The organism is Geodermatophilus sp. SYSU D00708 (genome assembly GCF_054050115.1).
This window is the reverse complement of sequence record NZ_JBJGYS010000015.1, coordinates 24,610-48,257: the sequence shown is the minus strand read 5'-3', so window position 1 is coordinate 48,257 and position 23,648 is coordinate 24,610. Positions and strand designations below refer to the sequence as shown.

Annotated in this window: 17 protein-coding genes and 2 tRNA genes; 6 read left to right on the top strand and 13 right to left on the bottom strand. The window is 68.8% G+C overall.

Annotation, left to right across the window (positions count from 1 at the left end):
* Positions 1-2: 2 nt before the first annotated feature.
* Positions 3-2,600: a valine--tRNA ligase gene (valS, locus tag ACI79D_RS14065; RefSeq protein WP_456919043.1), complete on the top strand. Its 2,598-nt coding sequence runs from the start codon at positions 3-5 to the stop codon at positions 2,598-2,600.
* A 92-nt stretch (positions 2,601-2,692) separates the two neighbouring features.
* Here valS and ACI79D_RS14060 read toward each other — a convergent pair whose 3' ends face one another.
* The 6 genes from ACI79D_RS14060 to ACI79D_RS14035 all read right to left on the bottom strand — a co-directional run bounded on the left by ACI79D_RS14060 (position 2,693) and on the right by ACI79D_RS14035 (position 8,687).
* Entirely contained in the window at positions 2,693-3,613 is a 921-nt protein-coding gene (locus ACI79D_RS14060) for a DUF559 domain-containing protein (RefSeq protein WP_456919042.1), read from the bottom strand.
* 252 nt (positions 3,614-3,865) lie between these two features.
* On the bottom strand, positions 3,866-5,137 hold the full coding sequence (gene clpX, locus ACI79D_RS14055) for an ATP-dependent Clp protease ATP-binding subunit ClpX (protein ID WP_456919041.1): 1,272 nt from the start codon (positions 5,135-5,137) through the stop codon (positions 3,866-3,868).
* Between the two features lie 287 nt (positions 5,138-5,424).
* A complete protein-coding gene (locus tag ACI79D_RS14050) occupies positions 5,425-6,051 on the bottom strand; it encodes an ATP-dependent Clp protease proteolytic subunit (protein WP_456919040.1) in 627 nt (208 codons plus the stop codon).
* A gap of 20 nt (positions 6,052-6,071) precedes the next feature.
* Complete coding sequence (locus ACI79D_RS14045) at positions 6,072-6,707, bottom strand: ATP-dependent Clp protease proteolytic subunit (protein WP_456919039.1); 636 nt, start codon at positions 6,705-6,707, stop codon at positions 6,072-6,074.
* A 310-nt stretch (positions 6,708-7,017) separates the two neighbouring features.
* On the bottom strand, positions 7,018-8,478 hold the full coding sequence (tig, locus tag ACI79D_RS14040; protein ID WP_456919038.1) for a trigger factor: 1,461 nt from the start codon (positions 8,476-8,478) through the stop codon (positions 7,018-7,020).
* A 135-nt stretch (positions 8,479-8,613) separates the two neighbouring features.
* Positions 8,614-8,687, bottom strand: a tRNA-Pro gene (locus ACI79D_RS14035).
* A gap of 73 nt (positions 8,688-8,760) precedes the next feature.
* Here ACI79D_RS14035 and ACI79D_RS14030 point away from each other — a divergent pair.
* A tRNA-Gly gene (locus tag ACI79D_RS14030) sits at positions 8,761-8,834 on the top strand.
* Between the two features lie 237 nt (positions 8,835-9,071).
* Here the strand turns inward: ACI79D_RS14030 and ACI79D_RS14025 are convergent.
* Positions 9,072-9,749: a hypothetical protein gene (locus ACI79D_RS14025; RefSeq protein ID WP_456919037.1), complete on the bottom strand. Its 678-nt coding sequence runs from the start codon at positions 9,747-9,749 to the stop codon at positions 9,072-9,074.
* A gap of 373 nt (positions 9,750-10,122) precedes the next feature.
* The gene (locus ACI79D_RS14020; protein WP_456919036.1) at positions 10,123-10,335 is read right to left on the bottom strand and encodes a hypothetical protein; all 213 of its coding nucleotides are present in this window, start codon (positions 10,333-10,335) and stop codon (positions 10,123-10,125) included.
* Between the two features lie 136 nt (positions 10,336-10,471).
* Between ACI79D_RS14020 and ACI79D_RS14015 the strand changes: the two genes are divergently transcribed.
* A complete protein-coding gene (locus tag ACI79D_RS14015) occupies positions 10,472-14,479 on the top strand; it encodes a helix-turn-helix domain-containing protein (RefSeq protein ID WP_456919035.1) in 4,008 nt (1,335 codons plus the stop codon).
* A 327-nt stretch (positions 14,480-14,806) separates the two neighbouring features.
* Here the strand turns inward: ACI79D_RS14015 and ACI79D_RS14010 are convergent, their stop codons facing one another.
* A complete protein-coding gene (locus ACI79D_RS14010) occupies positions 14,807-15,103 on the bottom strand; it encodes a hypothetical protein (protein WP_456919034.1) in 297 nt (98 codons plus the stop codon).
* A 525-nt stretch (positions 15,104-15,628) separates the two neighbouring features.
* Here ACI79D_RS14010 and ACI79D_RS14005 point away from each other — a divergent pair.
* Positions 15,629-16,783: a hypothetical protein gene (locus ACI79D_RS14005; RefSeq protein ID WP_456919033.1), complete on the top strand. Its 1,155-nt coding sequence runs from the start codon at positions 15,629-15,631 to the stop codon at positions 16,781-16,783.
* Positions 16,784-16,953: 170 nt separating this feature from the next.
* Here the strand turns inward: ACI79D_RS14005 and ACI79D_RS14000 are convergent, their stop codons facing one another.
* The 4 genes from ACI79D_RS14000 to ACI79D_RS13985 form a co-directional block, all read right to left on the bottom strand.
* Positions 16,954-17,520: a hypothetical protein gene (locus ACI79D_RS14000; protein WP_456919032.1), complete on the bottom strand. Its 567-nt coding sequence runs from the start codon at positions 17,518-17,520 to the stop codon at positions 16,954-16,956.
* 6 nt (positions 17,521-17,526) lie between these two features.
* On the bottom strand, positions 17,527-18,432 hold the full coding sequence (locus tag ACI79D_RS13995) for a hypothetical protein (protein ID WP_456919031.1): 906 nt from the start codon (positions 18,430-18,432) through the stop codon (positions 17,527-17,529).
* A gap of 267 nt (positions 18,433-18,699) precedes the next feature.
* A complete protein-coding gene (locus tag ACI79D_RS13990; protein ID WP_456919030.1) occupies positions 18,700-19,761 on the bottom strand; it encodes a hypothetical protein in 1,062 nt (353 codons plus the stop codon).
* A gap of 58 nt (positions 19,762-19,819) precedes the next feature.
* Positions 19,820-20,875: a hypothetical protein gene (locus tag ACI79D_RS13985; RefSeq protein ID WP_456919029.1), complete on the bottom strand. Its 1,056-nt coding sequence runs from the start codon at positions 20,873-20,875 to the stop codon at positions 19,820-19,822.
* Between the two features lie 835 nt (positions 20,876-21,710).
* On the opposite strand from ACI79D_RS13985, the gene ACI79D_RS13980 reads away from it, so the two are divergent.
* Positions 21,711-22,250: a hypothetical protein gene (locus tag ACI79D_RS13980; RefSeq protein WP_456919028.1), complete on the top strand. Its 540-nt coding sequence runs from the start codon at positions 21,711-21,713 to the stop codon at positions 22,248-22,250.
* Positions 22,251-22,556: 306 nt separating this feature from the next.
* Positions 22,557-23,633 (top strand): YaaC family protein, encoded by a 1,077-nt coding sequence (locus ACI79D_RS13975; RefSeq protein WP_456919027.1) that lies wholly within the window; start codon positions 22,557-22,559, stop codon positions 23,631-23,633.
* Positions 23,634-23,648: the final 15 nt, after the last annotated feature.

Sequence of the window (23,648 nt, the reverse complement as noted above, 5' to 3'; positions counted from 1 at the left end):
ACATGGACACCCGCATCGCGACCCCGGACACGGCTGCCCCGGGAGCCGGGGGCGGCGTACCCGAGAAGCCGTCACTGGACGGGCTCGAGGAGAAGTGGATCGCCCGCTGGGCGGCGGAGGACACCTACGCCTTCGACCGCGCCGCCGCGCTGGCCGCGCCGCGCGAGCAGGTCTACTCGATCGACACCCCCCCGCCGACCGCCAGCGGCTCGCTGCACGTGGGGCACGTCTTCAGCTACACCCACACCGACATCGTCGCCCGCTACCAGCGGATGCGCGGCAAGCACGTCTTCTACCCGATGGGCTGGGACGACAACGGCCTGCCCACCGAGCGGCGGGTGCAGAACTACTACGGGGTGCGCTGCGACCCGTCGCTGCACTACGACCTCGGCTTCGAGCCACCGGCCAAGCCGGGCAAGGACCAGCAGCCGGTCTCCCGGCGCAACTTCGTCGAGCTCTGCGAGCGGCTGACCGCCGAGGACGAGCAGGCGTTCGAGCAGCTGTGGCGCCGGGTCGGCCTGTCGGTGGACTGGAACAACGTCTACCGGACGATCTCGGCGTCCTCCCGCGCCACCGCGCAGCGGGCGTTCCTGCGCAACCTCGCCCGCCGTGAGGCCTACGCGCAGGAGGCGCCGACCCTGTGGGACGTCACCTTCCGGACGGCGGTCGCCCAGGCCGAGCTGGAGGACCGCGAGCGGCCCGGCGCCTACCACCGCATCTCCTTCCATGCCGCGCACGGCCCGGTGTTCATCGAGACCACCCGCCCCGAGCTGCTGCCCGCCTGCGTCGCGCTGGTCGCCCACCCCGACGACGAGCGCTACCGGTCGCTGTTCGGCCAGACGGTGCGGACGCCGGTGTTCGACGTCGAGGTGCCTGTCGTGGCGCACCGCCTCGCCGAGCCCGACAAGGGCTCCGGCATCGCGATGATCTGCACCTTCGGCGACCTCAACGACGTCACCTGGTGGCGCGAGCTGCAGCTGCCCACCCGCGCGGTGGTCGGGTGGGACGGCCGGCTCGTCGCCGACCCGCCGCCCGGACTCAACTCCGACGGGGCCGCCTCGGCCTACCGTGAGCTGGCCGGCAAGACCGCCCACGCGGCCCGCGAGCGGATGGTCGACCTGCTGCGCGAATCCGGCGACCTGCACGGCGACCCGAAGCCGATCACCCACCCGGTCAAGTTCTTCGAGAAGGGCGACCGGCCGCTGGAGATCGTCACCACGCGGCAGTGGTACATCCGCAACGGCGGGCGGGACGCCGACCTGCGCGAGGCGCTGCTTGCGCGGGGCCGGGAGATCCAGTGGGTCCCCGAGCACATGCGGCACCGGTACGACAACTGGGTCGAGGGGCTCAACGGCGACTGGCTGATCAGCCGGCAGCGCTTCTTCGGCGTCCCGTTCCCGGTCTGGTACCGGCTCGACAGCGAGGGCGAGCCCGACTACGCCGACCCGATCCTGGCGCCCGAGGCGGCCCTGCCGGTGGACCCGTCCTCCGACGTCCCCGAGGGCTTCAGCGAGGACCAGCGCGGCAAGCCCGGCGGCTTCATGGCCGACCCCGACGTCATGGACACCTGGGCGACCTCGTCGCTGTCGCCGCAGGTGGCCTCGGGCTGGGACACCGACCCGGAGCTGTTCGCGCACGTCTTCCCGATGGACCTGCGCCCGCAGGCGCACGACATCATCCGCACCTGGCTGTTCTCGACCGTCGTCCGGTCGCACTACGAGTTCGGCACCGTGCCGTGGTCGCACGCGGCGATCTCCGGCTTCGTCGTCGACCCCGACCGCAAGAAGATGTCGAAGTCGAAGGGCAACGTCGTCACGCCCATCGACGTGCTCGACCGCTTCGGCACCGACGCCGTCCGGTGGCGGGCCGCCGGTGCCCGGCCGGGCGCGGACTCGCCGTTCGACGAGGCGCAGATGAAGGTCGGCCGCCGGCTGGCCATCAAGATCCTCAACGTCGGCAAGTTCGTGCTGGGGCTGGGTGCGTCGGCCGACCTGTCCGCCTCCGCCGTGACCGAGCCGATGGACCTGGGCCTGCTGGCCGGGCTGGCGACGGTGGTCGACGAGGCGACGGCGGCCATGGAGGCCTACAACTACACCCGCGCGCTCGAGGTGGCCGAGGCGTTCTTCTGGTCGTTCTGCGACGACTACGTGGAGCTGGTCAAGTCCCGGGCCTACGGCTCGGACGACGCCGCCCGCTCCGCGCAGGCCGCCCTGGCGATCGCGCTGTCGGTGCAGCTGCGGCTGTTCGCCCCGGTGCTGCCGTTCGTGACCGAGGAGGTCTGGTCGTGGTGGCAGTCGGGGTCGGTGCACCGCGCGCTGTGGCCGGCCGCTGCCGAGCTGCCGACCGGCGGGGACCCGGCGGTGGTGTCGGTGGTCGCCGCCGCGCTGGCCGGGGTCCGCAAGGCCAAGTCCGACGCCAAGCAGTCGATGCGGGCCGACGTCGAGTCGGCGACGGTGACCGCGCCGGCCGAGCAGGTGCCGCTGGTGGAGGCGGGGCGCCGCGACCTGGTGGAGGCCGGCCGGATCGCCGAGCTGTCCATCGTCGCCGGTGAGGGCCCGCTGACCGTGGACGTCGTCCTGGCCCCGCCGACGGAGGCCTGACGGCTCGCTGCCACCCGCGGGCCCTCCGCGGGTGATGTGCGGTGGGGCGACCGTGTGCGCTGATCGGCAGGTCCTGGGCGATCCCCCGCCGATCAGCGCACACCGTTGGCCCCGATGAGCCGCCTTCGCGCGTCTCGGACCGCGAGGATCTCGCGGCGACAGCCGTCCGGGGACGTCGTCAGGCGCCGGTAGCCGAATCGGAGGGTCTGCCACCCGACCGTGGCCAGCAACGCGTCCCGGCTGATGTCCTGCTCGCGTTGGTCGCGGGACCCGTGCCAGGCAGCGCCGTCCATCTCGACGGCGAGCAGGACGTCGTCGTACGCGGCGTCCAGGAAGAACGTCCGGCCGGCGACAGTCACTCGGCGCTGCTGCACGAACGGGGGCATGCCGGGAGCGCGGAGCACCTCGAGACACCCCCAGATCTCCAGCTCGCTCCGGCAGCCGTCGACCAGCAGCGACACCAGGCGCGCCAACCCGCCCCGGCCGGGCAGCCGACGGTGTCGCGCCAGCTCGAGGTCCAGCTCCCGCGGCCGGCAGAGGCGGGTGCGCACCGCGGCGATCGCGGCGGCCCGGACGTCGTCGCGTGACACCCCGGACGGCCGGCCCCAGGTGTCGACGACGGACCGCTCCGCGGAGGTGACCGCGAGACCCTCGACCCGCCGTCGCTCCTCGTAGACGCCCGGCGCCCGGTGCACCACGACGCCGGACGAACCGCGGGCGCTCATCGAGCTGTCGACCGACACGTGCACGGGCCCCGGCGGGTGCTGCACGAGCTCCCACATCGCGAGCGCGGTGACGTGGCTCGCCACCGCCTCCCGGCCCTCGACCGCGGCGGCCACACGCACCCGCCAGTGCCGCGCCGCCTCGGGCAGGGCGAGAACCCCCGGCCGCAGACGGACCAGCCTGCCCCGGGCGACCCAGGAGCCGATCGTGCGCGGGCTGACCCGGGCGAGGAGCTCGTCGGTGGTCACCCAGCCGTCCGGGCCGACCACGGCAGCCACGTCGATCGCCACGACGCGAGGCTGCGGTGCGGCCGGACGCGGCGGGCGGGCACCGGCCGATCCGTGGACGGAGCTGCGTCCTGTGGACTGCTCAGCCGACCGTGTGCGCTGACCGGCAGCAGGCCCGACCGGACCTGCCGATGAGCGCACACGGTCGGGCCCGGGAACGCCGACGGCCCGCCTCCCCCACGGGGAGACGGGCCGTCGGGCCCCCTGCAGGGTCCCGCCGCGAGCGTGCGAGCGGTGGGGGGCAGGGGGTGTTTTTCAGGCCGACTTCTCGCGCGGGGCGCGGGAGGGCTTGCGCGGCACGATCGTCGGGTTGACGTGCTCGAGCACGACCTCCTTGGTGATCACCACCGAGGCGACGTCCTCGCGGCTGGGCACCTCGTACATCACCGACTGGAGGACCTCCTCCATGATTGCCCGCAGGCCACGGGCGCCGGTGCCCCGCAGGATGGCCTGGTCGGCGATCGACTCGAGCGCGTCGTCGGTGAACTCCAGGTCCACCCCGTCGAGCTCGAACAGCCGCCGGTACTGGCGCACCAGGGCGTTCTTCGGCTCGGTGAGGATGTTGATCAGCGCCTGGCGGTCCAGCTTCTCGACGCTGGTGATCACCGGGAGCCGGCCGATGAACTCGGGGATCATCCCGAACTTCAGCAGGTCCTCGGGCATGACCTCGCCGAAGACGTTGGCCTCGTCCATCTCCTTCTTGCTGCGGATCTCGGAGCCGAAGCCGATGCCCTGCTTGCCGGCCCGCGCCTCGATGATCTTCTCCAGCCCGGCGAAGGCGCCGCCCACGATGAACAGCACGTTCGTCGTGTCGATCTGGATGAACTCCTGGTGCGGGTGCTTGCGGCCGCCCTGCGGGGGCACCGAGGCCGTCGTCCCCTCGAGGATCTTCAGCAGGGCCTGCTGCACGCCCTCACCGGAGACGTCGCGGGTGATCGACGGGTTCTCGCTCTTGCGGGCGATCTTGTCGACCTCGTCGATGTAGATGATGCCGGTCTCGGCGCGCTTCACGTCGTAGTCGGCGGCCTGGATCAGCTTGAGCAGGATGTTCTCGACGTCCTCACCGACGTACCCGGCCTCGGTGAGGGCGGTGGCGTCGGCGATGGCGAACGGGACGTTGAGCATCCGGGCCAGGGTCTGCGCGAGGTGGGTCTTGCCGCAGCCGGTGGGGCCCATCAGCAGGATGTTGGACTTGGCCAGCTCGACCGACTCGTCCCGGCTGCCGGCGTTGCCGGCCTGCACCCGCTTGTAGTGGTTGTAGACCGCCACCGAGAGTGCGCGCTTGGCCTTGTCCTGGCCGATCACGTACTGCTCGAGGAAGTCGTGGATCTCCTTGGGCTTCGGCAGCTCGTCGAACTTCAGGTCCGACGACTCCGAGAGCTCTTCCTCGATGATCTCGTTGCAGAGGTCGATGCACTCGTCGCAGATGTAGACCCCGGGGCCCGCGATGAGCTTCTTGACCTGCTTCTGGCTCTTCCCGCAGAACGAGCACTTGAGCAGGTCACCGCTCTCACCGATTCGTGCCACCTGCTGACCTCCACCTCGGGGAATCAGGCCCTGGTCTCAGGTACCTGCGTGTGAACTCTGCCGATGTCCCGTGTCCGGCCTCGCCTGTCGTGCAGCTCCGCGAGGCTCTCCTCCCGGCGCTCAGGGCCGGGGGTCGGGCGCTCGCCGACGGTACCTGCCGGCACCGGCCCCGAAGGGCGATGACTCGCCCTCCGGCCCCGACGCCAACCACATGCGTCCCGTGCCCCCCGACGGTACGGGTCGAAGGCGCGTCACGCGCCCCCTCGACCCGTACCGAATTCCGGGGATCAGGCCGGGAGGGCGTTGAGCTTCCGGCTCTGGATGACCTGGTCGACGATGCCGTAGGCCTTGGCCTCGTCCGCGGTCAGGATCTTGTCGCGCTCGATGTCGAGGCGGACCTGGTCGACGGTCTGGCCGGTGTGGCGGGCCAGGATCTCCTCCATCTGCGACCGGACCCGCTGGATTTCGGCGGCGTGGATCTCCAGGTCCGACACCTGGCCGCCGGACTCACCCGACGGCTGGTGGATCAGTACCCGCGAGTACGGCAGCGCCAGGCGCTTGCCCGGCGTCCCGGCCGCGAGCAGGACGGCGGCGGCGGAGGCGGCCTGGCCCATGCAGACGGTCTGGATGTCGGGCCGGACGAACATCATCGTGTCGTAGATCGCCATCAGCGAGGTGAACGAGCCACCGGGCGAGTTGATGTAGATCGTGATGTCGCGGTCCGGGTCGGCCGACTCGAGGGTGATGAGCTGCGCCATCACGTCGTTGGCCGACGCGTCGTCGATCTGCACCCCGAGGAAGATGATGCGCTCCTCGAAGAGCTTGTTGTACGGGTTGGACTCCTTCATGCCGTAGCTGGTCCGCTCCACGAAGGAGGGCAGCACGTAACGGCTGGAGGGCATCTGGAAGCTCATCGGTGTTCTCCTCGCAACCGTCAGTTGTCGGTGACCGGGTTGGCGCTGTCGGTCATGGCCGCCCGGCTGACCACGTGGTCGACGAAGCCGTACTCGAGGGCCTCCTGCGCGGTGAACCACCGGTCGCGGTCGGAGTCCTTCTCGATCTGCTCGATGCTCTGCCCGGTGTGGAAGGACTGCAGCTCGTTGAGCTCGCGCTTCGTGCGCCGGAACAGGTCGGCCTGGATGGCGATGTCCGACGCCGTGCCGCCGACGCCGGCCGACGGCTGGTGCATCATGATCCGCGCGTGCGGCAGGGCGTAGCGCTTGCCCCTGGTGCCGGCGGTCAGCAGGAACTGGCCCATCGAGGCGGCCAGGCCCATGCCGTAGGTGGCGACGTCGCAGTCGATGAACTGCATCGTGTCGTAGATGGCCATGCCGGCCGTCACGGAGCCACCGGGCGAGTTGATGTAGAGGTGGATGTCGCGCTTGGGGTCCTCAGCCGACAGCAGCAGCATCTGGGCGGCCAGCTGGTTGGCGATGACGTCGTCCACCTGGCTGCCCAGGAAGATGATGCGCTCGCGCAGCAGGCGCTCGTAGACCGAGTCGTTGAGGTTCATCCCCCCGGCAGCGGCACGCATGAGCGGCGCGCCGGCCAGGTTCGGGTTGGTGCTCACGGGTGCGGTGACCTCCGTTGGACTGTCGTGCAGGTCTCGGTGGGCGGGCGGGGTGGTGCGGGGCCCGGGAGGACCCCCAGGGACGTGGTGCCCCGGTGCTCGCCGGAGTCTGCGTCGACCCTAACGCGGCGGCGGGGGGCGGCAGTCCCGGCGCGGGGGGTGTTCGCCGTGGGCGCATCTCCACCCGGACGACGGACGCCGCCCCTCCCCTCGGTCACGGGGTGGGACGGCGTCGGTCGCGGGGGCTCGGCCGGCCCCGTCCGGAGGCTCACCTCGAGCGTGCTCGGGGCGAGGAGGACGGGGTCCTTGCTCAGCTCTTGGCGGCGTCCTCGGTGTCCTCGGACGCGCTGTCGGCGGCCTCGGCCGCCGGGGCGTCGGCGGCCTCGGTCGCCGTGTCGGCGACCTCGGAGGTCTCCTCCGCGGCGGTCTCGGCGGCCGGGGCCTGGACGGTGCGCGGGCGAGCGCTCTCGAGGTCGACGACGTTGCCCGAAGCGTCGGTGATCGTCGTCTGCTCGAGCAGCTGGGCGAGGGTCTTGGTGCGGCGGACGTCGGCGACGAACTCGGCGATGTTGCCGCCCTGCTGCAGCTGCTGGGCGTACTGCTCGGGGCTCACCCGGCTGCGCGCGGCCTGGGCCATGATCTGCGCGGAGAGGTCCTCGTTGTCGACGGTGACCTCACGGGCGTCGGCGACGGCGTCGAGGATGAACTGCGTCCGCACCGCCTCCTCGATGTTCTTGCGCTGGTCGGCCTCGTAGGCCTCGCGGTCCTCGACACCGGACATCTGCAGGAAGGTGTCCCAGTCCATGCCGGCCTGCTGCAGGTCGCGCTCCATGGCGCTGTTGCGCCACTCGATCTCGCGGTCGACCAGGTTCTCCGGGATCGGCACCTCGACGGTGGCGATGAGGTGCTCGACCAGCTTGTCGCGGGCCTGGGCGCCCTGCTGCATGACCTTGGTGCGGGCCAGGCGGGTGCGGACGTCCTCGCGGAGCTCCTCGAGGGTGTCGAACTCGCTGGCGGTGGAGGCGAACTCGTCGTCGAGCTCGGGGAGCTCCTTCTCCTTGACGGAGCGGACGGTGACCGTGACGTCGGCGTTCTGACCGGCGTTCGGACCCTGCAGCATCGCCGTCTGGAAGGTCTTCGACTCGTCGGCGGACAGGCCGCGGAGGGCGTCGTCCAGGCCCTCCATGAGGCTGCCGGAGCCCACCTCGTAGGACATGCCGGTGGTCGAGCCGTCCTCGAGGACCTCGCCGTCCAGCCGGGCCTCGAGGTCGATGGAGACGAAGTCGCCGTCCTGGACCGGGCGCTCCACGGCGGTCAGCATCGCGAAGCGCTCGCGCATGACCGAGACCTGCTGGTCGATCTCCTCGTCGGTGACCTCGACGTCGTCAACGGTCACGGACAGGTCGTCCAGCGACGGCAGCTCGATCTTGGGGGCGACGTCGACCTCGGCGGTGAAGGCGAGGGTGTCGTTGTCGTCGAGGCGGGTCACCTCGATGTCGGGCTGGCCCAGCACGCGCACCTGGTTCTCCCGCACGACCTCGGAGTAGACCTCCGGGATGGCGTGCTGGACGACCTGCTCGAGCACCACGGGGCGGCCGACGCGGGTGTCGATGACCCGGTTGGGCACCTTGCCGGGGCGGAAGCCGGGCACGCGCACCTGGCGGCCGAGCTCCTTGTAGACCTCACCGAAGGCGTGGTCCAGGTCCCCCCACGGCACCTCGATCGCCATCCGGACCCGCGTGGGGCCCAGTTCCTCGATGGTGCTCTTCACAGCGGCAGTGCTCCTCGATCGAAAGACAGGGACGGGCGCCGGCCGGTCCGACGGCGCCGGGTCGACCCACGAGTCTAGAGACACGCGGCGAACGGCCGGGCCGGCGGGATGGGACCCCCGGTCGGCCTGGCGACGTCGGGGTGGCGGGATTTGAACCCACGGCCCCCCGCTCCCAAAGCGGGTGCGCTACCAAACTGCGCCACACCCCGTGGCGCACCGAGTCTAGGGGGACACCGTGCGGAGCGGGCGCTGGGCAGCGGTTACGCTGTCCGGGCACACCACGCGGGTGTAGCTCAATGGTAGAGCCCCAGCCTTCCAAGCTGGCCATGCCGGTTCGATCCCGGTCACCCGCTCCACGCGTTTCCGCAGGTCAACCGGCCTGTTAACCCTCCTGGAGAAGCTCCGGAGGGGCCTCTGGAAGGTCCGTTTGAACCCTTTCATGACCCCTGTTTGCCGCTGCGTGGGTCACGTGTGGGTCACGTCCTCGGCGTGAACTGCCTGCTGGGACAGCCTCTCAGGCGCCGTCTTCAGCCACGTGACCCACGTGGGTCACGAACCGCCAAGGGAATGTCAGGGTCTGGACCTGGTAGGCACTAGCCGCGCGCCCCAAGCAGGAACAGGCAACGTCGGCCCAACGGAGTGATCTTCCAGGTCGGCCCTCCTTGGACTGTGGACCAGTCCTGACCTCTGAGGTCGGCGATAAGACCCTGTGCGGTTAGGACAGCGATCACGCCGTCAAGGACCGTCGACAGCTGGGGCAACGCGTGCCGCAGGTGCTCGTTGCGCCACCCGAGGGTGGAGTCACGACGGGCGACGATCAGCTCGGCGGGCGGCTCCGGTTGAACATCGAGTCGGTCGAGGACGGCGACGTGCGGGGCTTCCAGCACCGCCAGCCCGGCGGCCAGGACCAGCGCCTCATCGATGTGGTCGTCGTCGTTGAGGCCGTCGGCTAGAACATGCCCCAACGCCTTGATCTTCTCGTGCAGGGTCGCCCGCGCAGCGGCGTCGATAACCCGCGCCATGAGCTCTAGGCGCTCGTCGTAGCGCGGCGACCGCTCGTCGACAATGTGCACGCCAGGATCGAGCAGATCCGTGGCGATCTCTAGTGCTTCACCAGCCTTCGCGACCCATCGTCGGCGGACGGCAGCGGCGGCCTGGACAGCGACCGGCATCAGACCACCTGCCACGGTTCCGAGCGGCCCGGAGCCAAGCGCGATCTCAGTAACGACGCCAGCGGTCTCGGCTCCAGCAACGACGCTCAGCCTGTCCACCGACCTGTCCCCCATGCCTCCCACACTGCCAGGCCGTCATGATCGCGTTCGTGGCGGTCCGCCACAGTTCCATAAGCGTTGTGGCCAGCCGATAAATACGGTCGCGAACGTCTACGAATGACCGCGATCGCCGCCAACTGCAACCAGAACTGCAACCGCTGCAGACCGGTCCAGCTGCCGTCCGACGGCGCTAGGGGTCGGAGCCAGCGGCGTGGAATATGGCTCGTTGAGTGCGCGACCTTCCCCCCGCAGAGCCCCAGGGCCAATTCCGCGGACGGCCAGACGGGCCGACTGCCGGCAACCTGCGCCCGATCTTCCTAGCCGGCCATGCCGGTTCGATCCCGGCCCCGCTCCGAGTAGGAGTCGACCTCCGTCACTCGATCTTGCGACCGTAGATGATCTTGCAGAGGCGGTTGGTGCGCTTCTTGTCACCCAGGACCCACGACAACCAAGCCAGGGCGAGCAGGAGCACGAGCCCGCCTCCCAACAGGACCGGCCACCCGAAGTAGGCGATGCCCGCACCGAGCGCACCGCCCGCGCCGGTCGTACTGACAAGGGTCGTGACGACCTTGCCGGCCTTGCCCATGGCCTGCTCCCCGAGCTCACGTCCACCCCTGACCCCAGGAGGCCCCATCGCTGGGCGCCCTCGCAGTGTTGCGAGGGCCACTAGGCGCGAGTCGCTGGGTCAACCCACAAAGTCCACAGTAGCGTACGCTTTGTGCGTGGATGTGGATCTGGACGAGCTTCTCAACGTACGCGAGACCGCACGGCGGCTCGGTGTTCACGAGAACACTGTCCGCAACTGGGCTCGACAGGGGCTTCTACCGGAGGCAAGGGTTCCCGGTTCGCGCTTCCACCGCTTCCGAGCGACTGACGTCGAGCGCTTGATCGCTCAGCGGGGCAGTGCCGCTCCGTCACTCCAAAGTGAGCGGCGCGCAGTGAACCCCGAGCTGGTCAGCGCCAACCAGCTCAAGCAGTGGCCGGTGGCGCGCGGCCGCGACGCCCAGGAGACCTTTCCTGAGCTGGTCCGCCGGCTACTGGTCGAGACCCCGGGTATCTCCAACATCTCCATCCGCTCCGGCGATGGTGTGGCGCTGCAGGGCTGGGATGGTCTCGCTGAGTCCACCGGCACAGCCTTTCTGCCCGCTGGTCACCTGGGGCTGGAGTTCGGTGTCGACCAGAATCCGAGGGCCAAGGCCAACCACGACTACAACAACCGCGTCAGCGACACCCCCTCCAGCAAGGTCTTTGTCTTCATCACTCCGCGGCGCTGGGCCGAGGGTCCGGCCTGGGCGAATGAGCGCCGGGCAGAGGGCCACTTCGCTGACGTCCGCGTGCTCGACGGCGACGACCTGGAGGGCTGGCTTCGAGCCACACCGGGTGCTCATCACTGGATCTCCGAGCACCTCGGTCTCCGCCCCCGGGACGCCAAGACGATCGACGCCTGGTGGGACCGCTTCAGCGCGTCAACTGACCCGGTCCTCCCAGCCGCGCTGTTCCTGGCCGGACGGTCAGCGCAGGCCGAGCAGCTCGTCAACCGTCTGGCAGACCGGCCTCAATTGACGGTCGTCCAGTCCGAATCGAGGCGCGACGTGCTGGGCTTCGTCTACGCCAGCCTGTACGCCCGCGGTGACGACGCAGCACCGGTGGAGCTGCCGACGATTGTGGTGTCGGCCGTCGAGGTCTGGGATCGCATCCTGGAGCAGCCCGGGCAGGCCATCTTGATCCCCCAGTTCGACGGAGCGGACGTCGGCGCCGCCCTCGACAAGGGTCACCAGGTCATCAGCATTATCGACCGGACCACCGTCTCCCGGCGGGCCATCGACATCACCCTGCCGCGCCTCGACCGCCGGGCCGCCGCCGAGGCATTTCAGACGGCCGGCGTGGATTTCAGCCGAGCGGACCGCCTGGCTGTCCTGGGCCGGCGAAGCCTCCCGGCGCTGGTCCGACGCTTGTCGCGCAATCCCCGCTTCAGTCGCCCCAGCTGGGCAAGTCAGCCCGACGCCGACGTGCTGGCTCCGCTGGTCCTGGCTGGTGCCTGGACCACCAGCGAGGAGGACGCCGCAGCCGTGGCAACGCTGACGGGACAGCCGTGGAGCGTCATCGACCAGACGGTGCGCCGCGTGGCCACCTCCAGCGATCCGGTACTGCGCAAGGTCGGCCGCAACTGGTCGTTCACCTCACCAGAAGAGGCCTTCCTGTGGCTTCAGGATTCCTTGACGACCGAGGCGGTCGAGCGGTGGTGCACCGAGATGCGAGCGGTACTGCTCGCGCCGGACCCGCTGCTGGATCTTGCTCCTGACGCGCGAGTCACCGCTCAGCTGCAGGGAGTCCGTCGCGTGTACTCGGGTGCCCTCCGGCGCGGGCTGGCGCAAGGCCTGGCCCTGATGGGCGCCATGGGCGCAACTTCCACCCTTGATCACGGCAGCACGCTGGCCGACATGGCCACCTTGACCATTCGCCAGCTCTTGGACGAGGCGAATAGGGACAGCTCCGGGCGGGCCTGGCACCAGCTGGCCCACGTCCTGCCGCTTCTCGCCGAAGCCGCTCCGGACACCTTCCTGGCCGCGGTCGATGACGGTCTAGCGGGTTCGGAGCCTGTGCTGCTGCAGCTGTTTCAGGAGGACGACGCCGAAAGGCTGTTCGGGCAGTCATCCCCCCACCCGCACCTTCTCTGGGCACTCGAAACCGTCTGCTGGGCAGAGCAGTACCTCATCGACGGCGTCCGCGCACTTGCCCGGCTGGCGGCCGTCGAGCCGGGCGGCAAGTCCGGTAACCGGCCCAGCGCCAGCCTGGCCGCCATCCTGTGTGGCTGGGTCCGCAACACCTCAGCGTCACTCGAGGTCCGCCTACAGGGCGTGGATGCCGCCTACGACGTCTCCGAGACCGTCGGCTGGCGACTGATCTTCGCTCTGTGGCCCAGCAACCACGGCTGGGTGATGCCGCCAGCCGCGCCGCGCATCCGAGACGACTGGCGACCTGCCGCCTCGTCGGTGCCGATGGCCGATTGGGTGACCTTCGTGCAGGCACTCGTCGACCGCGCCATCACGCACGCCGGCACAGATCCGTCGCGCGTGATCGACCTCGTCGAAGGGCTGTCGACAGTCTCGCCGGCCGACCGGGACCGCATAATCGACTTCTTGCAGTCGCAGGCAACCAGCAGCCTGGATGACGACGGGCGTCTCCAGCTGTGGGAGACACTGCAGGCCCTTGTGGCTCGCCACGAACGCTTCTCCACCGCTGCCTGGGCAATGCCGGCTGACGTCCGCACTCGCCTGACCGAGTTGGTATCGGCGCTGGAGCCGCAGGCTGACCCGCAGCGTTTCGCCTACCTCTTCGAGTGGCACCCCGACCTTCCCGGGATCGAAGGCACTGACTACGAGCGCTACAGCAATGCCCTGTGGGAGTTGCGTCAACAGGCCATTCGTTCCGTACTTGACGGTCCAGACGCGTTTAACCACTTCAGGCTGATGGCGCAGCGCGTCAAGGCGCCGAGTCAGCTGGGCATGGCCCTGGCCGAGCACGACGACGTCAACTTTGACGAGATGCGGGCATGGCTCGACGCTGACAACCCGGCGCTGCGGGAGGCTGCCGCCAACTGGGCCCGGCATCGGATGGCACGCTCCGGCCCGGAGTGGATCGCCGAGGCGCTTCAGCACCCCGCGCTCACCGGCAGCGCGCGCCAGACCATCCTCCGCACCGTCCCGGCCAGCAGTGACTTCTGGCAGGTGCTGCACGACAGTTCCGCCCCGTCCGACGAGACCGACTACTGGTCGGCGGCACCAATCGACTTCGTGCCACTCCCCGATACAAGCACCGCTTTGGCGCAGCTCATCGGGCACGGCCGAGCCTGGTCGGCCATCGCCGTGGCGGCGCACGCTCTGGAACAAGGACGGCGGGTCGACGATGCCGAAGGCGCGGCACCGCCCCTCGATCATGCCGCCGTCATCGCCTTGCTCAACCAGGCCGAGCAGCAGGAGCCCAACGAGGGCGAGATCTCGCAGATGACCGGCTACTACGTCGGTCAGTTGCTCGATCACCTGACCGCGACCGACGCACCGGTGGGCGACATCGCCCGCTTCGAGTTCGCCTTCTTCCGACTGCTGGAGCACCACCGCGAGCCGGCGGTACTCAACCGCGCGCTGGCGAGCCAGCCCGAGATCTTTGTCGACTTGGTCAAGCGCGCCTATCGCGCCAAGGATCAGCCGCGGCGCGAGCCGGCCGACGCTGAGGCCGAGGAGAACTTGGCAACACAAGCCTGGTGGGTCCTCAACGGTTGGACCGGCTTCCCCGGCCGGGAGGAAGACGGCAGCCTCAATCCGACCACCATGACGGAATGGGTACGGGTCGCCCGTCTGGAATTGTCGGAGGCCAACCGCGCCGACATCGGCGACGAGCTCATCGGCCAGACCTTTGCCCATAGCCCACAGGGCGCCGACGGCATTTGGCCGGCAGAGCCGGTGCGCGACCTCGTCGAGACAATCGGCAGCCCTGAATTGGAGAGCGGCGTCCTCATCGGCCGCCTCAACAGCCGTGGCGTCACTTCGCGCGGCGCGTACGACGGCGGCCAGCAGGAGCGGGCGTTGGCCGCGCAATACCGGGATTGGACCGCTACGGTTCGCGCTCGCTGGCCGCGCACCGCAAGGATTCTGCGGGACATTGCCAGCTCGTATGATCGCGACGCCCACCGCGAGGATGTCCGAGCCGAACTCAACGCCGATCAGGACTAGCCGACACCGAGCCGGCCCCAGGCCCAAGCGGGCTCTCCAGCAAGGAAACCTCGGCGGGCTTCGTCGAGCGACCGCCCGGGCCGAACAGCACTGAAGACTCCAAGATCACGAGGCTCCCACGTCTTGCACCTCGGGCGGCGGAAGACGTTGTCACAGGTTCCGTGGAGGTCGGCGCTCACCGCCCGAGCATCACCAGCAAGGAAGCCAGCACCACGCCCAACAGGCATGGCAGGCGGCATATGGGGCGTAGCTGCGCGTTGTCCATCCCGCAAGCTCGTCGGCAGCCGCCCGCGCGCCGAGGCGGGCCCATGGCTTTCCCCAGCCTAGCTACTCAGGCAGCTGCGGGTCCTCGTCATCGTCGGTATTCCAGGGCATCGCTGCTAGCTCCGCCGCCGATGGCCGGAACTGGGAGTCCTCACGGCGCAAGCGCACCACCTCACGAGTGAACCAGGCGTCCGCCTCGGCACGCTCCCTGAAGCTCTCGCTGATTGCGATCCTGCCATCGACGTAGACCTGAACGACGAACTCCTTCGTAGGCTGCCACCAGACCAGTGAGGCGCCCCATCGACGGGGAGCTTCGTCGTCCAGCCAGTCGGGGCCTCGCTCGAAGGCAAGCCGGGTCATCTGTGGGTGTTCGACGGTTGGGTCCGTCAGTGTCCCGGGGTCAGGAAGTGTGAGCTGGTACTCCTTAAGGTCGCTATTGCGGCACTTTGCCCAGGTGACATAGCCACGAATCTCTGGGTCATCGGAGTGCCCGCGGTGCTTGCCGCCCTGAGTCCCCCGGCCGCAGTGCCAGCAGCGACTCCACCCCTCATCCGGGTCTATGGGGGTTGCGGTCGGTCGCGAGGTCGTCACGTGCCTCAGTAGCTCTTGAAGGTGTACGTGCCGTCAAGATGGCCTGCTGCACGAGCGGGTGGCACCCGGCTGCCCTACCCGTAAGCCGACTGGCCACCGGCGACGGTCAGTGAACTGGGAAAGCAGTAGCTCAGATCACCGGGACTGTCCCTCGCGGGCATCCTCGCGCGGTGCGCCGCAAGGGGATCGCCTTCCGGGCGGTTCGCAGGTCCAGCGGTCCTAGATCGTTCGCGGTCGTCGCATCGGGGATGGCTCGCAGCGCGGAGACGGGTCCCTCCTGGCCAAAATCGTGACGTGTTCGGAGGGTTCCCGTCGGAGACGGGTAGGGCCGCGGGCGCCGCGCGCGATGACGTCCTCGCGGGGGTTAGCGCCATCCGTCAAGCGGCCGAAGCGTTCATGGATAAGCGCGACCTGGCCGACGACGGATGGACCGAGCCCGAGGTCACCTCAGTCTCGGTCACCGAGGGTCGGCCGCACGTCCAGGTGGTGATGTTCAACCAGAATCAAGAGGGACGTGGCCCCAACGCCCTCGGCGCGGACTACGTGTGGTGGTGGCTCGACAGTAAGAGTGGTGAGTGCTTCGGCATGCTCGTCCAGGCCAAGCGCCTCACCTTCGCCGGCGACCAGTGGCTCGTAGACATCACCCACCGCCGCGGCGGCCAGCTGCGCACCCTTCTCCGCACCTCGCGTGAGCTGCAAGTCCCGGCCGTTTACAGCATCTACACCGGAGGCCTGGTCTACCGAGCCGCTCTTTCCTGCCTGCACCGGGACGACCGGGAAGGACTCGTTCGAGCAGCACCAGCCCCACCCGGCACCACACCGGGCACCGGCCTCGACGGCGGGCACGAATGCCAGCGCTGTCGGCGCATGGCAATCTCCATGGTCACCGCCTACCAGCTCAGTTCGGGCTGGGAGTCGGCGGTGATGACGGGCAACACCGCGCTGACCGAATCGATCCCTCTGGAGGATCTCGTCGACCCCGCCGTACCAGCCGACCCGATCTGGGACGTCAACCTGCGCGGGCTCACCAACCCTGACCTCGTGGCGTTCCTGCAGCGACCTCAGGACGGCGCCAGGGAGATCGCACGTCGGATCTTCCGGCTGGTCGCGACGGCGCGCGCTGGGGCGTTCACCGCGGCCACCGCAGAGCGGATCACGGTGCCCGGCGCGCCCGTCTTCGACGACGTGCCGGGGGACTCAGGTCACTTCCCGGGGCCCTACTACGCCCACGTACTGCAAGGTCTCCGTACGAGCCCGCCGGCCTACATTGCCGCGCTAGTCGACGAGCTCCGTCGCCCCAGCCTGCCGAACTCGATGTGGGACCATCCCGACCCCTCCGACGACGGCACCATCCGCCCCATCGCTGCCGCGGGTCCTTCTCCGAGCCGGCGCCGGCCGGCCGAGCTGAACAGTACCGATGTCGCTGGCGTCGTTCTGGTGACGCTCTAAGTCGTTGACCGGCGCGCCGCAAAGGGATCCGCTTGCAGGACGGTCTTGTTCTTGCGCCCTGCTATTGCACAGCGGGTCCCCGGCTGCTTCAGCCGGCCTAGCGCACCGCGCCGGGATACCCACGGGAAGCCGAAGCCGTTCGAGCGTGGACCTGAACCGGCTGACGTGAATTATCTCCGAGCGACGCGGGCTCGCGGGGAGATGTCCGCGATGTCAATCATCTTGTCCGTGCGGCGCTGATCCTCGTCCTCACCGTTGACCACCCTGGCCAGGGCATGGAGCAGCCAGAGCAGTCGGGTGGCGCTGTGAGCGCACAGCAGGACGGCGTAGAGGTCCAGCCACACGGAGGGCTGTGCCCCTCGGGCGGTCGCCGTGGCGGCTGCCCCAAGGGCGAGGAAGGCAGCGACGAAGGAGACCGCGACGACCGAAACCCAGTTGGCGGCGAGCCGTCGGCCACCGGACTGGCGCAGGCGCCGGAACCGGCTGCCCTCGCCGCTTAGCCCGAAGATCACGACGACGCCCGAGAAGCCGCCGATCATCGCGGCGAGCGCGGCGGTGCCTAGGTGGAGGGTCAGTAGGTGGTCGTCCTCGGCGGCCCGGTCGAGAGTGCGGGCGAGGTTGATGTGTGGCCAGATGAAGGTGGCGCCCCAGTAGAGCCCCAGGCCCGCGAGCAGAGCGAGGTTGACCAGGCTGGGGAAGTCCCCGGCCATGGCCGCGACCCGCTTCGCTCGCAACATCGCTCCCTACATCCGCTCGCGGAACCTGTCGATGGCCTGCTGAATACCCGACAGCACCGACGCTTCGCTGGGGGTGGAGTCCTCGGCCACCTCGATGTAGGTCCGCTCGGTTACCCGATCCTTGAACAGGTCGTGCACTTCGGTCGAGATGCCGTCCTCGTCGGCCAGCTTGAGGCTCACCACAGCCTTGTCCGCGAAGTTCCCTCGGGCGACCTCCCGGGCGGCGGTGAGCAGTTCCTCCCGCCAAGTCTGACTCCCCGCAGCCCCGCCAAACGACCAGGTCATCTCCAAGGACAGCTCCTCGGTCGTCGTCTCCGCGGCGGAGGCGATGGCTGACATCACCCGTCCCGGGCGGTCCTCAGGCACGTGGGCCCCGGGCGCCACCCGGATATTGAGGCGGGAGGCCCCAGTGGCGTTGGTCAGCTTCGCGGCCAGGGTGGAGTCGATCAGCGGGGCCAGCGTCAGCTCGTGCTCGGTCGGGATGAGCCCGAGCGCCATGTTGAGCCAGTACTCGACGGCCTGGATGCGGGTCGCACCCGTCACCGGGCTCAGCACCGCCACGTGATTCCTGATGCCGAAGGGGACCAAGTACGTGGGCTCTGAGATGAGGTCGCCCGGCTGCGCGGGCTGGAGCGGCCCGGTGATCCCGATCCCGCGCCGGAAGCCGTCCGGGTGGTCGGCGGCGGGGCGGAGGCGGCCCACGTAGAGGTAGTCGATGGCGGGGGCCAGGCCGAGGCGGGCCTCCCCGAAGTAGGCCACGCCGTTGTACCGGCACTCGCGATCGTCGTGGTCGAGGCGCTTCACCACGTCCCGGGTGTGGGTCCAGAAGTTGGACTTCGAGGTGTGCTGCTTGCCTTGCTGGTCCGTCAGGATCGGCTCGTAGAACCTGACGATCTTGCGGATCTTCGTCACCTAGTGCTCCCCACGGTGCCGACCGGACGACGCAGTTTCGCGTGCGCCCCTGGCGCCCGCGCCAGCGGGGGGTGCTCTCGGTGACCGGACCGTCACACGAACCCCGTCGAAGGGGTTGAACAACGTTTGCTCGTGCTCCGCCGGGCGGCTACGGGACGTTGGAAGCGACGCAGACCTCGCTGGCGACGACCGCCGCGCTGCTCACGCTGCCGTTGTGGTCGCCCTGACCGGATTACTGCACCGGCGTCCGTGGGGCGAAGGGCGGCGTCAGTCCTCGCGCGACAGCAGCCGCGGCACACTGGCCCGCCGGGATGCGGACACCTGTGCCCGGCCGTCCAGGAGCACCAGCGTGCGGTTAGATGTGGGATCGACGCCACCCGCGATGCCCCGGATAGCCGCGACGTCGTCGTCGGTCATCCGGTCGCCCTGGCACAGGCAGACCAGCCAGCCGTGCGAGGCATTCCGGGCCGTCATGTAGGTGGGTAGCTGCCGGTCCCACCCCCGCCGGATCGCCTCCACCGACTTCGCCGTCGCGTCGCTGACCTGCTTGAACTCGACTGCATGGCTATATGCGCCATCCACGATAAGGAAGTCCACCCGTCCGAGGCCCGTGTCCATCTCCCGGATGGTCTGCATGCCGCTGGGGAGAATCCATCTGTGCAGCAGGTCGTAGAACTGCTGCAGTTGCCTCTCGGCCAGGACGGCGGCGTCGGTACTGAAGATCCGGTGGCCCTGCCGGTACACCAGCAACTCCTCCATCTGCGTGAAAGACGCCCGGACGGCCGCCGCAGACTCCGCCTCCGTCCGGCAACCCGGGTCGCGGTCCAGCGCCCATCGGCTCAGCAGGTCTTCGGGTAACTGGCCCGGGTGCACCATGCCGATCATCTCGTCCGAGTAACCGGCCACAACGAGTTGGAAGGTGCCCGGGCCCGCGATGATCCCGACGAGGGCGATGCTCTTGGTCCCGGTCAGCTCGGTGCGCGCGGTGGCGGTGAGCCTGCAGTCGCTGCGCACCTCAGCCTTCAGGTCGACGTCGAGGTCCGGTCGTCTTATTCGCAGCTGCCGGCCGCGGACCGTCACGGTGCCCCGATACGTGAACCACGTCCCTTCGTCTAGCCGTGCGACCGCGCTGAGGTTGGGGATTTGCAGGAGGGAAAGCATCACGTTGGCGACGTCGCCGGCAGCGGCCGCGCGCAGGCCACCGCCCGAGGCGGCTTCCCCGGCCTTCTCCCACCGGGCCAGGAAAGCGCTGCGCAGCGGTTCGGGGACGATCCGCATCAGTGCGTTGACGCGGGCGTAGTAGACCCCGATCCCGCCACCACCGGTCACGCCTGACACCTTTGGTCCGGCGAGTCCAGACCTCGCCCGCCCGCACCGGGCTGCCCCATCAGGTCGCCTCCCTGTCGCGCCTCGCCTGGCGGTCGGCGGCGAGCCGCCGGACGCCGGCCAGCCGGTGGTTGAGCAGCCACGACCACCCGTCCTCCCCGCGGGCGTCCATGGTGCGGACCACGGCATCCATCACGACATCGGCCCCCGGGCTCGTCCGGGCGCGCGCGAGCAGCACCGTGCACACCAGCTCCAGACGATCCATCCCGAGTTGCTGCGACCGTTCGATCAGGCGGATGCGGTAGCCCGTGCCGCCGTCCATCACTTCGCGCACGAGGCCTGGGAGCAGCTCCACCGGGCACCGGCGATCGGTGGCGAGCTCCAGGACGATCCCTCGGTGTCTGGCCGGCACCTTCGGTGAGTCGAGGTCGTCGTCCGGGCCAAGCGTCGATTCCCGGGCGGCCACGTGCCAGGCCAACCGGGTCATCGTCTCGGCCGGGAGGTCCTTCCGCCGCAGCAGAGCCCAGCGGATCGCCGAGTTGGTGTCTGCGGCTGCTGCATGGAGTGCTGCGTCCGGGCAGGCGGAGTTGGTAAGCGCCGTCGTCCGGACCTCGTCGTCGGGATGGGAGTCCGCCAGGCGGGTGAGCAGCGCGCCGTCATCGACGGTCCGCGCGACAGTCAAGGCCGCACGCTGGAGCAGGCTCTCGCCGACCGGCAGGCTGACGCGGGGACCGATGTCCGGGTCGCCCCAGATGCCCCGCCAGAACCGGCCGAGGTCCAGAGACTGCCTGGTCAGGTCGATCGCGTCGTCGACAGCCAGCGGGAAGACCTCGTCCGCCGGGGGGCGACCCGGGGGACCGAAGCCACGGAGGATGACGAAGAGCAGGTGCCGGACGCGCAGCGCCTCCCATTCCGGGGGCACGGCGTAGCTGAATTGACCCTGCGCTCGCGGGTGGCGGTACCTAACCTCCAGGGCGAGGGTCCCCCACCGCTGCGGCTGGACGGTGAAGGTGACGCCTCCGGCCCGGAGTTCCAAGAGCTCGGACACGCCGGTCGTGTCGAAGCCGCACGCGCGGTAAGTCTCCGACCAGGTGGATGGCGGATTGCCTTCGAGCACGTCGTCCCCCTCGTGGCGCCCGGCTGCCAGCAGCCTGCACCCTGCGTGAGTTCGCCACCACACAGGGAACGGCTGTGCAACAGCCGGTCGCCCCACCAGCTGCGCTGTCGCTGCGCCCCCCAAGATGGTGTCGAGGCTGCGGCTGAGCCATCGACGGTCCGCAGGCCTGTCGCGAAAGGCGAACCCCTAACGGTGATGTTGCAGGTCAGTCGGGAGCCATCTGCTGACAGTCCCGTATGACCCGCCCGCGACCATGCCCGGTGACGGGGCGGTTTCCGGGACAGCTCCGCGGCCGAGACTGCACGGATAGCGGCGCCGCTGCGGACTGCCGCGCAACTCGCCGACCAATCCCCCGTGCAGCGTCACGATCCTGCCGACGTCAGCCCTTCAACACCGGCTTCGAGTCCTCAACGGCGCGGAGCGAGGCTCATGTCGCCTCACGGCCGGCGCACTCCTCAGGCACCTGGGGATTCCAAGATCACGAGGCGACACACCTCTTGCATCTCGGATCCGGCTGCCCGCTGCTGGGATCGCCGGGTCAGTGCCGTTGGGCCGGTGCGAGGTCCTCCAGCCGACAGTGCATGAGGTGTGTCGGTCGGGGACCTTGAGATCGCGAGTCCCGGCAGGTTGGGGTCAAGCGACACATCTCCAGGGCCGCGGGGACGCCTGAGGTCGCGTCCCTAAAGGCGGCTTCAGAGACACCGCTAGTCCATCTGGAGCACTGAGGCTCTGAGGCAACCGCATCGCCGCACGCGCTTGCCCGGGCTCCCGGGAGGCCAACTAGGCCACAATGTTCCCGCCCTCGTTGGACAAGCCTAACCAGAGGGGAGTGCCCATGAACGTGACAGCACTCCAATGGAACCCCGAAGTCAAGATTGGCGATGTCCTCACCGTTATCGCTCTAGGGCTTACGGCAACGGCGTTGTTCTTTACCGGTTATCAAGTTCGACAAGGACGCCTCACGAGCCGTCAACAGTTTCTCTTCACGACGATTGACCGATATTTCCGGGACAGTACGGCGCGCGCCTTCTTTTACCGTCTGGACTACACGACACAGCCGTTCAGCTGGCGATTCGACCCTGCCTGGTTTCCAGGAAGTCGCGAGGAAGCCGCTTTGGACTACTTCTTGCACACGTTTTGCCTAGTCGAGCAGATGTTGCAGGCCGGCGTACTGAAACCCGCAGATGTGAAGCTACTCGGATTCGAGGCTCTACGCGTCATGGAAAGCAAGGAGGTTCTGGCCTATCTTGACTGGCTCGATAAGGATTATGACGAGTTCCTAGGCCCAAATTGCGGCTCATTCATGGATGCCCGAAGACTGGCCCGGCGGTTCCGCACCCTTAAAGATGAGCATGGACGGTCACCCGTCGGGTAGATCTAATGAGGCTCGCACTCCGGGGTCCGGCGCCCCCTGCAGCACCTTGATGTGACGAGTCAGCCTCTCGCTAAGTGGGCCGCTTAGGGACACCAGTCATGAGGGCGGCCTAAGAGACTTCGTTGCTGCCGGCGGCCGATGTCGTCGAGCCGCGCCCGAACGTCCGCCGTGCGCTCCGCTTCGGAGGACCGAAGCCGATGGACGGTGGCGCTGAGGTCTGTTGAGGGCTGCGCGCACCGGCCCGTAAACAGGTCAAGGGGAACGGTTCACAGCATGGATTGAGATCACTACCAGTAGCTTGGCAAAGTGACAAGACCGACTGGGCCGACCTATCGGGATCTGCTGGCGACTCCTCCGGCGGTTGCTTGGCGGCAGTTGCGAACCATCCGCCACGAGCCCCCCGGTGCCGCGCGGCGCGGGGACAGGAAGGCCGTCTTCGGAGCGGCCATGGAACAGGCCGAACAGTTCTTCGCGGCCGCCCAAGCTGTGGGCCCAGCGACGAAGCCAGTCCTTCTGTTCTATGGACTCAGCCAGGCGGCTCGGTCCGTCGCCGCTGCCAGCCTCTCGGCGAGACATGACGAGTGGCGACTCGCAGGCGGCCACGGACTCAGGGTCGGCCCTATGCAAGGAGTCGTTCGCACAGGCATTGCGTCGTTGGAGCTACAGGACAGTGGACGGGGCACGTTCACCGGGCTAGCACGAATTCTCGGTGCCGCTTCGCTTCCTTCGGCGACCGCCCTGGGAGACCTTTGGTGCCTCGTCCCGGCGATGGAGTTGGCGCCGCTCACGGGCATGGGAGAGGACGCTCCGCTCGTTCTACGAGCCGAGGACGGGATGGTCCTCCGCAGCCAGCGCACCCGAGTCCGTATCGCGCCCTTGCCAAGTGGCTTGATGCAGACCGAGTTCCTTGAGGATGGGGCGTCGGGCGACCTTGCGAACGCGATCGAAGCGCAAAGAAGCGCGGTGTCCGCGTATTTGAACCGCTTTCCGACCTTGCAGGGCTGGTCCTTCGCCATGCCGGAGGGCAATCCAATCGGCGCGACGATGGTGTCGGCAGAGGAGTTCGAGATACCTATCTTGCTCGGACGTTCGACCTCTGCAGAGGCCGAGCTCAAAGACATCTTAAACCGTGTCTTCAACTACCAAGGCCTGACGTATGCCTTTCCCTCCGTGGGCTCATCCACTCTACCTGCTCACCCACTGCTGCTTTGGTACGGCATTCTCTACGGACTCTCGATGCTGTCTCGGTATGAGCCAAAGGCCTGGGCGCATCTCATTTCTATCGACGCGAGTGCAGATGCGTCTCCCATCGAAGGCGCGTTGGACGAAGCGATGCGCACACTTCCGCAGGTGCTCCTTCAGACATTGCATGACGTGGCCTAGCGGCCCACATGGGCC